At 73.7% G+C, this 12,586-nt stretch carries 13 protein-coding genes; 7 read left to right on the top strand and 6 right to left on the bottom strand.

The window, feature by feature from the left end:
* The first annotated feature begins 208 nt into the window (after positions 1–208).
* On the top strand, positions 209–1,387 hold the full coding sequence (gene nadA, locus IE182_RS22895) for a quinolinate synthase NadA (RefSeq protein ID WP_190111777.1): 1,179 nt from the start codon (positions 209–211) through the stop codon (positions 1,385–1,387).
* Between the two features lie 98 nt (positions 1,388–1,485).
* On the opposite strand, the gene IE182_RS22900 is transcribed toward nadA, so the two are convergent.
* From IE182_RS22900 to IE182_RS22915, 4 genes are all read right to left on the bottom strand, one after another.
* Positions 1,486–2,175, bottom strand: a complete 690-nt coding sequence (locus IE182_RS22900; protein WP_190111778.1) for a response regulator — start codon at positions 2,173–2,175, stop codon at positions 1,486–1,488.
* Positions 2,176–2,208: 33 nt separating this feature from the next.
* Positions 2,209–3,501 (bottom strand): sensor histidine kinase, encoded by a 1,293-nt coding sequence (locus tag IE182_RS22905; protein WP_190111779.1) that lies wholly within the window; start codon positions 3,499–3,501, stop codon positions 2,209–2,211.
* Positions 3,502–3,633: 132 nt separating this feature from the next.
* Positions 3,634–3,912 carry a PspA-associated protein PspAA gene (gene pspAA, locus IE182_RS22910; protein ID WP_190111780.1) on the bottom strand — a complete coding sequence of 93 codons (279 nt, stop codon included), beginning with the start codon at positions 3,910–3,912 and terminating at the stop codon, positions 3,634–3,636.
* 74 nt (positions 3,913–3,986) lie between these two features.
* On the bottom strand, positions 3,987–4,784 hold the full coding sequence (locus IE182_RS22915) for a PspA/IM30 family protein (RefSeq protein WP_190111781.1): 798 nt from the start codon (positions 4,782–4,784) through the stop codon (positions 3,987–3,989).
* Between the two features lie 289 nt (positions 4,785–5,073).
* Here IE182_RS22915 and IE182_RS22920 point away from each other — a divergent pair, with 289 nt between their 5' ends.
* A complete protein-coding gene (locus IE182_RS22920; RefSeq protein ID WP_229845031.1) occupies positions 5,074–5,667 on the top strand; it encodes a DUF3043 domain-containing protein in 594 nt (197 codons plus the stop codon).
* 86 nt (positions 5,668–5,753) lie between these two features.
* Positions 5,754–6,491 (top strand): class I SAM-dependent methyltransferase, encoded by a 738-nt coding sequence (locus tag IE182_RS22925; RefSeq protein WP_229845033.1) that lies wholly within the window; start codon positions 5,754–5,756, stop codon positions 6,489–6,491.
* 93 nt (positions 6,492–6,584) lie between these two features.
* Here the strand turns inward: IE182_RS22925 and IE182_RS22930 are convergent, their stop codons facing one another.
* Positions 6,585–6,803, bottom strand: a complete 219-nt coding sequence (locus IE182_RS22930) for a hypothetical protein (RefSeq protein WP_190111783.1) — start codon at positions 6,801–6,803, stop codon at positions 6,585–6,587.
* Between the two features lie 138 nt (positions 6,804–6,941).
* Between IE182_RS22930 and IE182_RS22935 the strand changes: the two genes are divergently transcribed.
* The 4 genes from IE182_RS22935 to IE182_RS22950 all read left to right on the top strand — a co-directional run bounded on the left by IE182_RS22935 (position 6,942) and on the right by IE182_RS22950 (position 11,826).
* Complete coding sequence (locus tag IE182_RS22935; protein ID WP_190111784.1) at positions 6,942–8,141, top strand: bifunctional adenosylcobinamide kinase/adenosylcobinamide-phosphate guanylyltransferase; 1,200 nt, start codon at positions 6,942–6,944, stop codon at positions 8,139–8,141.
* 64 nt (positions 8,142–8,205) lie between these two features.
* Complete coding sequence (gene cobT, locus IE182_RS22940; RefSeq protein ID WP_190111785.1) at positions 8,206–9,252, top strand: nicotinate-nucleotide--dimethylbenzimidazole phosphoribosyltransferase; 1,047 nt, start codon at positions 8,206–8,208, stop codon at positions 9,250–9,252.
* Between the two features lie 76 nt (positions 9,253–9,328).
* Entirely contained in the window at positions 9,329–11,110 is a 1,782-nt protein-coding gene (locus tag IE182_RS22945) for a phosphatidylglycerol lysyltransferase domain-containing protein (RefSeq protein ID WP_190111786.1), read from the top strand.
* Positions 11,107–11,826, top strand: a complete 720-nt coding sequence (locus IE182_RS22950; protein WP_190111787.1) for a hypothetical protein — start codon at positions 11,107–11,109, stop codon at positions 11,824–11,826. The genes IE182_RS22945 and IE182_RS22950 overlap by 4 nt, the downstream gene beginning before the upstream one ends.
* Here IE182_RS22950 and IE182_RS22955 read toward each other — a convergent pair.
* Positions 11,793–12,530 carry a hypothetical protein gene (locus IE182_RS22955; RefSeq protein ID WP_190111788.1) on the bottom strand — a complete coding sequence of 246 codons (738 nt, stop codon included), beginning with the start codon at positions 12,528–12,530 and terminating at the stop codon, positions 11,793–11,795. The two genes, IE182_RS22950 and IE182_RS22955, sit on opposite strands and share 34 nt — an antisense overlap.
* Positions 12,531–12,586: the final 56 nt, after the last annotated feature.

Raw genomic sequence — 12,586 nt, forward strand, 5'->3', positions numbered from 1 at the left:
TCGGCAGCAACCCACGACGTCCCGGATTCATTCCGGGCCTGGCCTATGTCTTCCGTCTTTCATGCTCGCACACCACCCGCACCGGGGGAATGTGTCACATCGACGCGATGGCCATCGTCAAACTGACGTGAAGCAGTTATGATAGATAGCGTCAAATTGACGACAAGGCCCGTACCGGCCGTCCGCAGAAACAGAAAGGGTGCGTGTCGTGACCACCGCCCAGCCCTTGGATGTCCAGCCCACCCCCCTCGCCCTCCTGCTGCTCGGACGCGAGTCCGACCCCCGGAGCGAGCGCGGCGTGGAGTGCCCCGGCGACCTGCCGGCGCCGTCCGACCCGGATCTGGTGGAGCGTGCCCGCGCGGCCAAGGCGAAGCTCGGGGACAAGGTCTTCGTGCTCGGCCACCACTACCAGCGCGACGAGGTCATCGAGTTCGCGGACGTCACCGGCGACTCCTTCAAGCTCGCCCGCGACGCGGCCGCCCGCCCGGACGCCGAGTACATCGTCTTCTGCGGCGTGCACTTCATGGCCGAGTCCGCGGACATCCTGACCACGGCCGACCAGCAGGTCGTCCTGCCGGACCTGGCCGCGGGCTGCTCGATGGCCGACATGGCCACCGCCGAGCAGGTCGCCGAGTGCTGGGACGTGCTGACCGAGGCCGGCATAGCCGAGGTGACCGTTCCCGTCTCGTACATGAACTCGTCGGCCGACATCAAGGCGTTCACCGGCAAGCACGGCGGCACCATCTGCACCTCCTCCAACGCCGAGCGCGCCCTGAACTGGGCGTTCGAGCAGGGCGAGAAGGTGCTGTTCCTGCCCGACCAGCACCTGGGCCGCAACACCGCCGTCCGCGACATGGGCATGTCGCTGGAGGACTGCGTCGTCTACAACCCGCACCGGCCGAACGGCGGTCTGACCGCCGAGGAGCTGCGCGGCGCGAAGATGATCCTGTGGCGCGGGCACTGCTCGGTGCACGGCCGCTTCTCGCTCGACTCCGTCAACGACGTGCGCGAGCGCATCCCGGGCGTCAACGTCCTGGTGCACCCCGAGTGCCGCCACGAGGTCGTGGCCGCGGCCGACTACGTCGGTTCGACGGAGTACATCATCAAGACCCTGGAGGCCGCCCCGGCCGGGTCGAAGTGGGCCATCGGCACGGAGCTGAACCTGGTGCGCCGCCTGGCGAACCGATTCGCCGGTGAGGGCAAGGAGATCGTCTTCCTCGACAAGACGGTCTGCTTCTGCTCGACGATGAACCGCATCGACCTGCCCCACCTGGTGTGGGCGCTGGAGTCCCTGGCGGACGGCAAGGTCGTCAACCGCATCGAGGTCGACCCCGAGGTCGCGAGCTTCTCGAAGCTGGCGCTGGAGCGGATGCTCGCGCTGCCGTAGCCGCAGCGGTCGTCGCCGTCCGCGGACGCCGGGCGGGCCGGAGGGATCCGGCCCGCCCGGCGTCCGGCGTTTTCCGTCCGTCCGCGGGCCGGCGTCCGTCAGTCCGTCCGCGGGCGGACCAGGCCCGACTCGTAGGCGATCACCACCAGCTGGGCCCGGTCCCGCGCGCCCAGTTTCGCCATGGCCCGGTTGACGTGGGTCTTGACCGTCAACGGGCTGACGCTGAGGCGCTCGCCTATCTCGTCGTTCGACAGCCCGCCCGCCACCTGGACCAGCACCTCCCGCTCCCGCACGGTCAGGACGTCCAGCCGCACCGGGGCCGCCCCCGGCCGCTGCGGCCCGCGCGCCTCCCCCTGCGCCAGGAACTTCGCGATGAGCCCCTTCGTCGCCACCGGTGACAGCAGCGCCTCCCCCGCCGCCGCGATCCGGATCGCGGCGAGCAGCTCGTCCGGCTCGGCCCCCTTGCCGAGGAAGCCCGAAGCACCCGCCCGCAACGACTGGACGACGTACTCGTCGACCTCGAAGGTCGTCAGCATCACCACCCGCACCGCCGCCAGCGCCGGGTCGGAACAGATGGCGCGGGTCGCGGCGAGGCCGTCCGTACCCGGCATCCGGATGTCCATCAGCACCACGTCCGGCGCGTGGAGGCGGGCCAGCGCGACCGCCTCGGCGCCGTCCGCCGCCTCGCCCACCACCCGCATGTCCGGCTCGGAGTCCACCAACACCTTGAACGCGCTGCGCAGCAGCGCCTGGTCGTCCGCCAGGAGAACGGTGATCGGCTCAGTCATGCGGCCCAGCCTAGGCTCGGCCTCCCCCGCCCCTCACGGCTCGGTACGGGCCTGCAGGGGCAGGACGGCGCGCACCCGGAAACCGCTCGCGCCCCCCGCGCGCGGGCCCGCCTCGCAGATGCCGCCGAGCGCGACCGCGCGCTCCCGCATGCCGATCAGGCCGTGGCCGCCCCCCGGTTCCGCGGCGGTGGCGGCGGCCGGTTCCGCCGCGGGGCGCCCGCCGCCGTCGTCCAGGACGGTCAGGTCCAGGCTGCCGGGCCGGCGCAGCAGGGCCACCTCGGCGCGGGCACCGGGCCCGGCGTGCTTGTGGACGTTGGTCAGCGCCTCCTGGAGCACCCGGTAGGCGGTCAGGTCGACGGCCCCCGGCAGCGGGCCGATGACGGCCGCGGCGCCGGCCGCGCCCGTGCCGGTGGCGGGGGTGCCGGGCCCGGTGGAGGTGGCGGTGACCTCGACGCCCAGTCCCACCCGGGCGAAGCCGTCGACGAGCTGGTCGAGCACGCCGAGGCCGGGCGCCGGCTCGGTGGGGGCCTCGGGATCGCCGTACTGCCGCAGCAGCCCCACGGTGGCGCGCAGCTCCTCCAGCGCCGAGCGGCTGGCCTGGCGGACGTGGGCGAGGGCCTGTTTGGCCTGGTCGGGGCGGCTGTCCATGATGTGGGAGGCCACGCCGGCCTGGACGTTGACGAGGGCGATGTGGTGGGCGACGACGTCGTGCAGCTCGCGGGCGATGCGCAACCGCTCCTCGGCGACGCGGCGCCGGGCCTCCTCCTCGCGCGAGCGCTCGGCGCGCACCGCGCGCTCCTCGACGGCCGTGACGTAGGCGCGACGGCTGCGGACGGCGTCGCCGGCAGCGCCGGCCATGCCGGTCCAGGCGAACAGGCCGAGGTTCTCCTGGGCGTACCAGGGCGGCGGGCCGAAGAGCATGACGGCGCCGGTGAGGACGGCGACGGTCACGGCGACGATGCGCCAGGCGGTGGGCCGTTCGGTGCGGGCGGCGATGGTGTAGAGGGCCAGCGCGACGCTGGTGGCGATCTGGGTGCGGGGCGGGCCCTCGTCGCAGGCGACGACGGTGGCCACGACCGTCAGGACGCAGGTCAGGGCGAGGACCGTGCGCGGCCGGCGGCGCCGCACCACCAGGCAGGCGCAGGCGGCCGCCGTCAGCAGGACGTAGGGGAGCCCCGGCGGGCGGCGCTCGGTGTGCGGGCCCAGGTAGGCGCCGACGAGGACGAGCACGAGGACGAGGACGGCCAGCAGGCTGTCGGCGGCGAGCGGATGGGTGCGCAGCCAGCGGTGCGGGCGGGCGAAGCCCGTGGCGGCGAGGGAGGTCATCGCGGTCCGTTCGGGGGGCGGGCCGTGCGGGCGGGCCGGTGCGGGGAGAGCGGCCGCGCCCCCGCCCGGGAAGGGGCGGGGGCGCGGCGGGTGCCGGAGTGCCAAAGGAGCCGGGTCAGGGGGAAGGCGGGGTCAGCCGGGGATGAGGCCGTCGTCGCCGAGCAGTTCGCGCACGTCGGCCAAGGTGGCGTCGGGCGCGGGCAGGATCAGTTCGGAGGGTTCCAGTGCGTCGTCGGGCAGCGGTTCGCCGATGCGGCGCACGGCGTCGAGCAGGGCGCCGAGGGTGCGGCGGAAGCCCGCCTCGTCGCCGCCCTCGACCTCGGCGAGCAGCTGGTCGTCCAGCGCGTTGAGCTCGGCGAAGTGGCGGTCGGCCACCTTCACCTGGCCCTCCCCCATGATCCGTACGATCATGACGGTCTCCCTTGCCTCGGGGCGTCCGGTGCCTACGGGCTCACGTCCTCGCCGCGCCCGGTGCGCCGGGCGCGTCAGCTCTTGTCGAACCGCGGCTGCTCCTGAGGGCGGTCCTGCCGCATCTGCCCGGCGGCGCCCCCTTCGATGGCCTGCTGCCGGCCGCTGCCGCCGCCCGCGAGCTCGGCCTTCATCCGCTGCAGCTCCAGCTCGACGTCCGAGCCGCTGGAGAGGCGGTCCAGCTCGGCGGTGATGTCGTCCTTGGCCGTACCGGTCGGGTCGTCGAGCGCGCCGGAGGCGAGCAGCTCGTCGATGGCGCCGGCGCGGGCCTGCATCTGGGCGGTCTTGTCCTCGGCGCGCTGGATGGCCATGCCGACGTCGCCCATCTCCTCGGAGATGCCGGAGAAGGCTTCGCCGATGCGGGTCTGGGCCTGGGCGGCGGTGTAGGTGGCCTTGATGGTCTCCTTCTTCGTGCGGAAGGCGTCCACCTTGGCCTGCAGGCGCTGGGAGGCGAGCGTGAGCTTCTCCTCCTCGCCCTGAAGGGTCTGGTGCTGCGTCTCCAGGTCGCTGACCTGCTGCTGGAGCGCGGCGCGGCGGGTGAGCGCCTCGCGCGCCAGGTCCTCGCGGCCGAGCGCGAGCGCCTTGCGGCCCTGCTCCTCCAGCTTGGTCGACTGGTTCTGCAGCTGGTTGAGCTGGAGCTCCAGGCGCTTGCGGGACGTCGCGACGTCCGCGACGCCGCGCCGCACCTTCTGCAGCAGCTCCAGCTGCTTCTGGTACGAGTAGTCGAGGGTCTCGCGCGGATCCTCGGCCCGGTCCAGGGCCTTGTTGGCCTTCGCGCGGAAGATCATCCCCATCCGCTTCATGACACCGCTCATGGGCCTCGCGCGCCCCCTTCTGACCGAACTGATCGGGCTTAGGCTCCAGCACATCTTTCAGAACCCACAGTACGGGCCCTGCTTCCATTACCGCACTGTTCGGACGCGGATGCGCTCCTCCTGCAGGACGATCGCAAGGGTGCTCCTCTCCGGCGCAAGGAGTAGATGCGGCGCCAGGGAAGTCTCCGGGGAGGGTGCGGGCCGGCCGGGGCGCGCGGGCGCACGCCGTTGCCGGATCGTGCCCCGAAGGGCTGGGGCAGCGCCGCCGGACCCCGTACCCTTGGGTCCCGTGTTCCGAAGCCGTACGAAAGCGCAGGCCGCACCCACCGAGGTGACCGCGGACCAGCCCAAGCAGCCCCGTGACCCGCAGGCCCCGAAGGGCCGCCCCACCCCCAAGCGCAGCGAGGCCGCCTCGCAGCGCCGCTCCCTGGCGCAGACGCCCGCCAACCGCAAGGACGCCGCCCGGCGGCAGCGGGAGGCGCGCCGCGCCGACATGGCCAAGCAGCGCGAAGCGCTGGCCAGCGGGGACGAGCGGTACCTGCCCGCCCGTGACAAGGGTCCGGTGCGCTCCTTCGCCCGCGACTTCGTCGACGCGCGGTACTCGGTGGCGGAGTTCTTCCTGCCGCTGGCCCTGGTCATCCTCGTCCTGAGCATGATCAACCAGGGCAAGTTCCAGTCCTACGTGCTGCTGGCGTGGCTGGTCGTGATCCTCCTGATCGTGATCAACTCCGTGATCACCGGCATCACCCTCAAGCGTGCCCTCAAGCAGCGCTTCCCCGACGAGCCCACGCGCGGCGCGGTGCCGTACGCCCTGATGCGCACGCTGCAGATGCGCCGGCTGCGCCTGCCCAAGCCGAAGGTCAAGCGCGGGGAACGGCCCTGAGCGCCCCCGCCCCCGGCGGGAGCGCACCCGGCGCGTTCCCGGGCTTCGGCGGCGGCGCCGAGGGGTGGCTGAGCGGGCTCGGCGGGTTGCGGAACACCGTCCGCCAGGAGCTGGTCGCCCGCCAGGTCGACGAGCAGATATCCGCCCGCTTCCCCGTCGGGCGGCGGCTGCGGGTGCTGGACGTGGGCCCCGGCCAGGGCACGCAGGCGCTGCGCCTGGCCCGGGCCGGCCACGAGGTCACCGGCCTGGAGTCCGACCCCCGGATGGTCGCGGCCCTGCGCGGGGCGCTGGCCGCCGAGCCCGAGGGCATCCGGGAGCGGGTGCGGATCATCGAGGGCGACGGCCGTGACACCGGCGCGCACTTCCTGCCGGGCACCTTCGACATCGTGCTCTGCCACGGCGTGCTGATGTACGTGCCGGAGCCGGACCCGATGCTCGCGGGCCTGGCCCGGGTGCTCGCCCCCGGCGGCGTGCTGTCGCTGCTCGTGCGCAACGCGGACGCGCTGGCCATGCGGCCGGGGCTGTCCGGCGACTGGGACACCGCGCTGGCCGCCTTCGACTCGCCCGCCTACACCAACCGCATCGGCCTCCACGTGCGCGCGGACCGGCTGGAGGCGCTGACGGCGACGCTCGCCGGGATCGGCGCTCCGCTGCAGACCTGGTACGGGGTGCGGGTCTTCTCCGACCTGGCCGCCGACGGGCAGCCGGCCCCGGCCGGCGAGGAGCTGCGGCGGCTGCTGGCCGCCGAGGAGCGGGCGGGGCGCACCGACCCCTACCGTGCGGTGGCGGCGCTGCTGCACCTGTGCGGAGTGCGCGGCGGCTGAGTTTTCGTCCTCGAAGAACGCCGGGCGGGCTGCATCTTCAGCCCGCCCGGCGTTTTTCGAGCACCGGGGCCCTGGGCGGGGCCCCGGGCGAGGTCAGCCGGCGTCCGCCGCCTCGTGGAGGCTCATCGGCGACGCGTAGATCTCCGTGTCGTCCTCGAAGAGGCGGACCTGGTCGACGCCGCCGTCCAGCAGGGCCCGCCATTCCTCGCCGATCCAGGACTCCGCGTCCCCCTGCGTCGTGAACTCCTCCGGCTCCACCGGCGGGACCGTCTCCGTACCGTCGGTCTTCTCGAACCGCCACGTCCACGCCATGTCCGCCTCCTGGGGATCCGGGAACTCTGCCGTCGCAGCCTAACGGCCACCGGTCACGGGCAGTAGTGAAGGCTCGCGCCGGACGAGAAAGGGTGAGCCCCGCGCGCCCGCCGTGCACGGACGCGAGACGATCAGGGCGTGGATCTGACTCTCCTCGGCACCGGAGCCCCCGACGGGCTGCCGCGCCCCGGCTGTCCCTGCGCCGTCTGTGCCTGCGCCGTGGGCGACGCGGCGCGGGCGGCGACCGCCCTGCTCGTCGACGGCGCCCTGCTGCTCGACCTGACCCCCGGTCCGGCGTTCGCCGCCGCCCGCGCGGGCCGTTCGATCACGGGGGTGCGCCAGGTGCTGCTCTCGCACCCGCACGACGGGCCCGCCGTGGAGTTCCCGGCGGGGCTGCCCGCGCCGGGGCGGGTGCCGGACGGGCGCGAGCTGTCGGTGATCAGCGGTCACAGGGTGCGGGCGCTGGCGCTGGACGCGCCGGGCACGGGCTACGAGGTGACGTCCCCCGACGGGGAGCGGCTGCTGTACCTGCCGCCGGGTGCGGGTCCGGCCGGGCTGTCCGCCCTGCCCGGCCCGTACGCCATGGTGCTGCTCGACGTGCTGGGCCGGCCCGACGCGCTGGCCCGGCTGCGGGAGTCCGGTGCCGTGGGGCCGACAACGGACGTCGTCGCGGTGCACGTGGACCACGACGTGCCGCCGGGGCCGGAGCTGCACCGCCGGCTGGCGGCGGCGGGGGCGCGTGCGGTGCCGGACGGCACGACGCTGACCGTCGGCGACTACCACGAGGTGCCGGACGTGCCGCGGCGGACGCTGGTCGTGGGCGGGGCCCGCTCGGGCAAGTCGGTGGAGGCGGAGCGGCGCCTGGAGTCCTTCCCGGACGTCCTCTACGTCGCCACGAGCGGAACGCGCGCGGGCGACCCGGACTGGGCGGACCGCGTGAGCCGGCACCGCGAGCGGCGGCCGGGCTCGTGGCGCACGGTCGAGACCTGCGACCTGGTCCCGCTGCTGGCGCAGGAGGGCCCGCCGCTGCTGATCGACTGTCTGGCGCTGTGGCTGACCGACGCGATGGACGCGGTCGGCGCGTGGGACGACGACCGGTGGGCGGAGGGCGGCGCCAAGGCCCTGGCCGAGCGGGTCGCGGAGCTGGTCGCGGCGGTGCGGGCGACGACGCGCACGGTGGTCGTGGTGAGCAACGAGGTCGGCTCCGGCGTCGTCCCGGCCACCGCGTCGGGCCGCCGCTTCCGCGACGAACTGGGCCGTCTGAACGCGGCGGTGGGCGACGAGTGCGAGCACGTCCTGCTGGTGGTGGCGGGGCAGGCGCTGCCGCTGCGCGGCTGAGCCCGGCGGTGCGGGAGCGGGCGCAGCCCGAATGGGAGGGCCCGCCACGGGTAGTGTGTCGCGGATGAGCGGTCTGAATCTTGATGACTTCGCCACGCTGATCGAGCGTCCGGACTCCGGTGTCCGGCGGGACGCGGAGGAGCGGCGCGAGCGGCTCGGTCCCCCTTCCGGCGCGCTCGGGCGGCTGGACGAGCTCGCCGAGTGGCTCGCGGCCGCCCAGGGTGCCGTTCCGGTGAAGCCGATAGAGCGGCCCAGGATGCTGGTGTTCGCGGGCGACCACGGTGTCGCGGCCCTGGAGGTGTCCGGCGGGCCCAAGGGCGGCGCGCGGGAGCTCGTGCGGGCCGCCCTCGACGGGGAGAGCGCGGGGGCGATCCTGGCGCGGCGGTTCGGGGCCGGGCTGCGCGTGGTCGACATGGCGGTGGACTGCGACCCGGGCGAGCTGCCCGCGGACGTCACCCGCCACCGGGTGCGGCGCGGTTCGGGCCGGATCGACATCGAGGACGCACTGACCGCCGAGGAGGCCGAGCAGGCGTTCCGCGCCGGGATGGCCGTCGCCGACGAGGAGGCCGACTCCGGCACCGACCTGATCGTCCTGGGCGATCTGAGCGTCGGCGGCACCACGGCCGCGGGGGTGCTGATCGGGGCGCTGTGCGGCACCGACGCGTCCGTGGTCACCGGCCGCGGCGGCTTCGGCATCGACGACCTGGCCTGGATGCGCAAGTGCGCGGCCATCCGCGACGCGCTGCGCCGGGCCCGCCCGGTCCTGGGCGACCAGCTGGAGCTGCTGGCCGCGGCGGGCGGCGCGGACCTGACGGCGATGACCGGTTTCCTGCTGCAGAGCGCGGTGCGCCGCACCCCGGTGATCCTGGACGGCGTGGTCTCCGCGGCGTGCGCGCTGGTCGCCCAGCGGGTGGCGTTCCGGGCCCCCGACTGGTGGCTGGCCGGGCAGGCGAGCGGCGATCCGGCGCAGGCGAAGGCACTCGACCGGATGGCACTCAACCCTCTGCTCGACCACGGCGTCACAGTCGGCGAGGGGACAGGGTCTCTGCTCGCCCTGCCTTTGGTGCAGGCGGCCGCGGCCCTGGCGGCGGAGCTCCCCGAGCGCTCCTGACGAGGACGGCCGGCAGGCCCGTACGCGGCGCGAGCGCCCGGAACCCCGCTGCACCCGGGCCCCGAGGATCACTTTCATGGGAGAAGTCCGCTTGACTCCGGATGAGGGCGCTCGCACGGGCACCTGGCAACGGCGCTCCGCGTCGTTCGCGGTGTGGTACCTGCGTGCCGTTACGTTCGTCAATCTGCTCGGCGCGGTCTGGGTGTCCTTCGGCTCGGACATCCGGCGGCACAACATCGAGGAGTACTTCACGCCGTACCTGCTCACGGCCGGCTTCGCGCCGGCGGTGGTGTCGGCGTTCATGGCGATCACCCTGCGCCGGCGCAAGCGGGCCGCGTGGATCCTCAACCTGGTGCTGGCCGGGCTGCTCCTGCTGCTGCTGGCGTTCGTGATGTTCTTCCCGGAGTTCCGCCGGCACGCCCTGAACTGGTTCTCCCTGGTCGCCACCGCCCTGTTCGTGCTCGCGCTGGTGGCCGGCCGCCGCGCGTTCTACGCCAAGGGCGACCGCTCCAACCCCAAGCTGGCCACGGCCGTCGCGGCCGGCGGCCTGCTGGTGACCTCGCTGATCGCCGCCGGGCTGGTCACGGTCACCAACGAGGCCACCGACGAGCAGCGCTCCACCTTCCTCGACCGCTGGCACTACGGCGTGATGCGGCTGATCTCGATCGCCGCCGACGACTCCCGCTACGCGGGCATCGCCCCGCCCGGCTGGGTCGACGTCACCATCAACGTGATGAGCGCGGCCCTGCTGATCCTCGTGGCGTTCGCCGCCTTCCGCTCGCGCCGCGCCGCCGACCCGATCACCGCCGAGGACGAGACGAGGCTGCGCGAGCTGCTCGACAAGTGGGGCGACCGCGACTCGCTGGGCTACTTCGCCCTGCGCCGCGAGAAGAGCGTCATCTGGTCGCCCTCCGGCAAGGCCGCGGTCACCTACCGGGCCCTCGGCGGCGTCTCGCTGGCCTCCGGCGACCCCATCGGCGACCCCGAGGCGTGGCCCGGCGCCATCGAGCCGTGGCTGGCCGAGGCGCGCGAGCACGGCTGGATCCCCGCCGTGATGGGCGCGAGCGAGGAGGCCGGCACGATCTACGCGCGGCACGGCATGGACGCCCTGGAGCTGGGCGACGAGGCGATCGTGGACACCGCCGAGTTCACCCTCGAAGGCCGCGCCATGCGCACCGTGCGCCAGGCGTACAACCGGGTCAAGCGCGCCGGCTACACCGTTCGCATCCGGCGGCACGAGGACATCCCCGAGGAGGAGATGGCCGAGCTGCTGCGCCGCGCCGACGACTGGCGCGACGGGGCGACCGAGCGCGGCTTCTCCATGGCCCTGGGCCGTCTGGGCGACCCGGACGACGGCCGCTGCGTGATGCTGGAGTGCTGGGACAGCGGCTCCGGGGAAGGGGACGGCGAGCTGCGCGCGGTGCTGAGCTTCGTGCCGTGGGGGCCCAAGGGCCTGTCGCTGGACCTGATGCGCCGTGACCGCGACTCCGAGAACGGCCTGATGGAGTTCATGGTCATCGAACTGCTGCAGCAGGCGAAGAGCCTCGGCATCACCCAGGTGTCGCTGAACTTCGCGATGTTCCGGTCCGTCTTCGAGCGCGGCTCCCGGCTCGGCGCCGGCCCGGTGCTGCGGATGTGGCGCTCGCTGCTCAGCTTCTTCTCCCGCTGGTGGCAGATCGAATCGCTCTACCGAGCAAATGCGAAATACCGCCCCATCTGGGAGCCTCGTTTCATGCTCTTCGAGAAGAGCAGTGACCTGCTGCGGATCGGCATCGCCAGCGCCCGCGCCGAGGGCTTCCTGGAGGCCCCCGGCCTGCCCAAGTGGCTCAACCGCAAACACTTGGAGAGCCGGCGATGAACCGCGCGGCGCTGCTCCGCGCCGCGCGCACCGAATGGGGTCCGCTCTATGCGGCCGTGTGGGGGACGTTCGTCCGCAAGCGGCTGAAGGCCATCCCGATGACGCTCTCGGCCGTGGCCCTCACCGCCGTCTTCCAGATCGTGCAGAACCAGCCCTGGGGCTTCGGGCCCGTCCAGCGGCTGGGCTGCGTCCAGGCGCAACTGCCCTGGTGGCTGGCGTTGCTGCGCACCCCGCTGTCGCTGTTCGTGCCCGCCCTGGACCTGCCGGTCTGGGGGGCACTGGCCCAGGTCCTGATCGTCTTCGGCATCGCCGAGGCCGCCCTGGGCATGGGGCGCACCCTGGCCGTCGCCTACCTCGCGACCCTCGCGGGGACGATGTACGCCCGGCTGGCCATCGCCATCGGGCCCGGCTCGCCCCTCGGGCTGCCGCCCGAGGCCGCCGCGGTCGTCGACACCGGCCCGTCGGCGGCGGTCGTCGGCCTGGCCGTCTACGTCTCCTGGCGCTACCGGGCCTGGCTGACCTGCGCCGTGGTGGTGCTGGCCATGTTCGGCGAGGTGCTGCTCAAGCCCAATCTGGCGGGCAAGGAACACATCGCCGCCGTCGTGGCCCTGCTGGTGGTGTGCGGCGTGGACGAACTGCGCCTGCGCCACAAGCCCCGCAGCGACGCCCACCGCGAGGGGGATCAGCGGTCCGGGGCGCCCGCCAGCAGATCGTGAACCCGGTTGCGCACCGCCGCCCAGCGCGCGTCGTGGCGGTAGGCGCGCACCCGCGCCCGGCGGCGGGCCCGCGGCCGGCGCCGGTAGAAGCGCCGCGCCCACGGTGACCCGGGCCGGGCCAGCCGCACCGCCCCCACGATCGCCACGAACGGCACCACCGCCCCGATCAGGGCGATCCGCGGCTTGCCCTTGGCGAGGGCGAAGAGCGCGATCAGGAAGTTGCCGAGGACGTTCACCACCACGATGCCGCGGTCGTGCATCTCCTGCGGGGTCAGCTCGTTCACCCCGAACGGAAGGAACCCGGCGAGGACCAGCGCCACCAGAGCCGCCGTCAGCACCACGATCTCGACGCTCTTGCGGCCCTGCTCGGTCCAGTACACGTCGTCCAGGTGCAGGACGAGCGCGAACTCGTCGAGCACCAGCCCCGCCCCCATGCCGAACAGCACGGCGACGGCGGCGGCACCGAAGCCGTGGCGGCCCGAGGAGACCGCGCCGAAGCCCCCGATCACCATGAGCACCACGCCGGGCACCACGTGGTGGACGTGCAGCCCGCCGGGCCTGATGTTGCGGAAGGGGCCCTTGCCGGCGCGGATCAGCCGGGTGATCACGCGGGTCACCAGGAACGTCAGCACGAACGCCGCCAGCGCCAGCAGCAGCGGCAGCTTGCCCGGCTCGACGATGTTGCGTGTCAGCCAGTGACCCATGTGACTCCCGCTCCCGCATTGCGCCTACCGGCCAAAATACTGCCCGGGAGGGGCGG

It is taken from the genome of Streptomyces cinnamoneus (genome assembly GCF_014650495.1).
Taxonomy (GTDB): Bacteria; Actinomycetota; Actinomycetes; order Streptomycetales; family Streptomycetaceae; genus Streptomyces; species Streptomyces cinnamoneus.

Bases quoted from the DNA above. Each gene is read 5' to 3' on its own strand.
- IE182_RS22945 (WP_190111786.1), top strand. From the start codon at position 9,329: ATGGGAGAAGTCCGCTTGACTCCGGATGAGGGCGCTCGCACGGGCACC.
- IE182_RS22915 (WP_190111781.1), bottom strand. From the start codon at position 4,784: ATGAGCGGTGTCATGAAGCGGATGGGGATGATCTTCCGCGCGAAGGCC.
- IE182_RS22955 (WP_190111788.1), bottom strand. From the start codon at position 12,530: ATGGGTCACTGGCTGACACGCAACATCGTCGAGCCGGGCAAGCTGCCG.
- IE182_RS22930 (WP_190111783.1), bottom strand. From the start codon at position 6,803: ATGGCGTGGACGTGGCGGTTCGAGAAGACCGACGGTACGGAGACGGTC.
- cobT (WP_190111785.1), top strand. From the start codon at position 8,206: ATGAGCGGTCTGAATCTTGATGACTTCGCCACGCTGATCGAGCGTCCG.
- IE182_RS22900 (WP_190111778.1), bottom strand. From the start codon at position 2,175: ATGACTGAGCCGATCACCGTTCTCCTGGCGGACGACCAGGCGCTGCTG.
- IE182_RS22905 (WP_190111779.1), bottom strand. From the start codon at position 3,501: ATGACCTCCCTCGCCGCCACGGGCTTCGCCCGCCCGCACCGCTGGCTG.
- IE182_RS22950 (WP_190111787.1), top strand. From the start codon at position 11,107: ATGAACCGCGCGGCGCTGCTCCGCGCCGCGCGCACCGAATGGGGTCCG.
- pspAA (WP_190111780.1), bottom strand. From the start codon at position 3,912: ATGATCGTACGGATCATGGGGGAGGGCCAGGTGAAGGTGGCCGACCGC.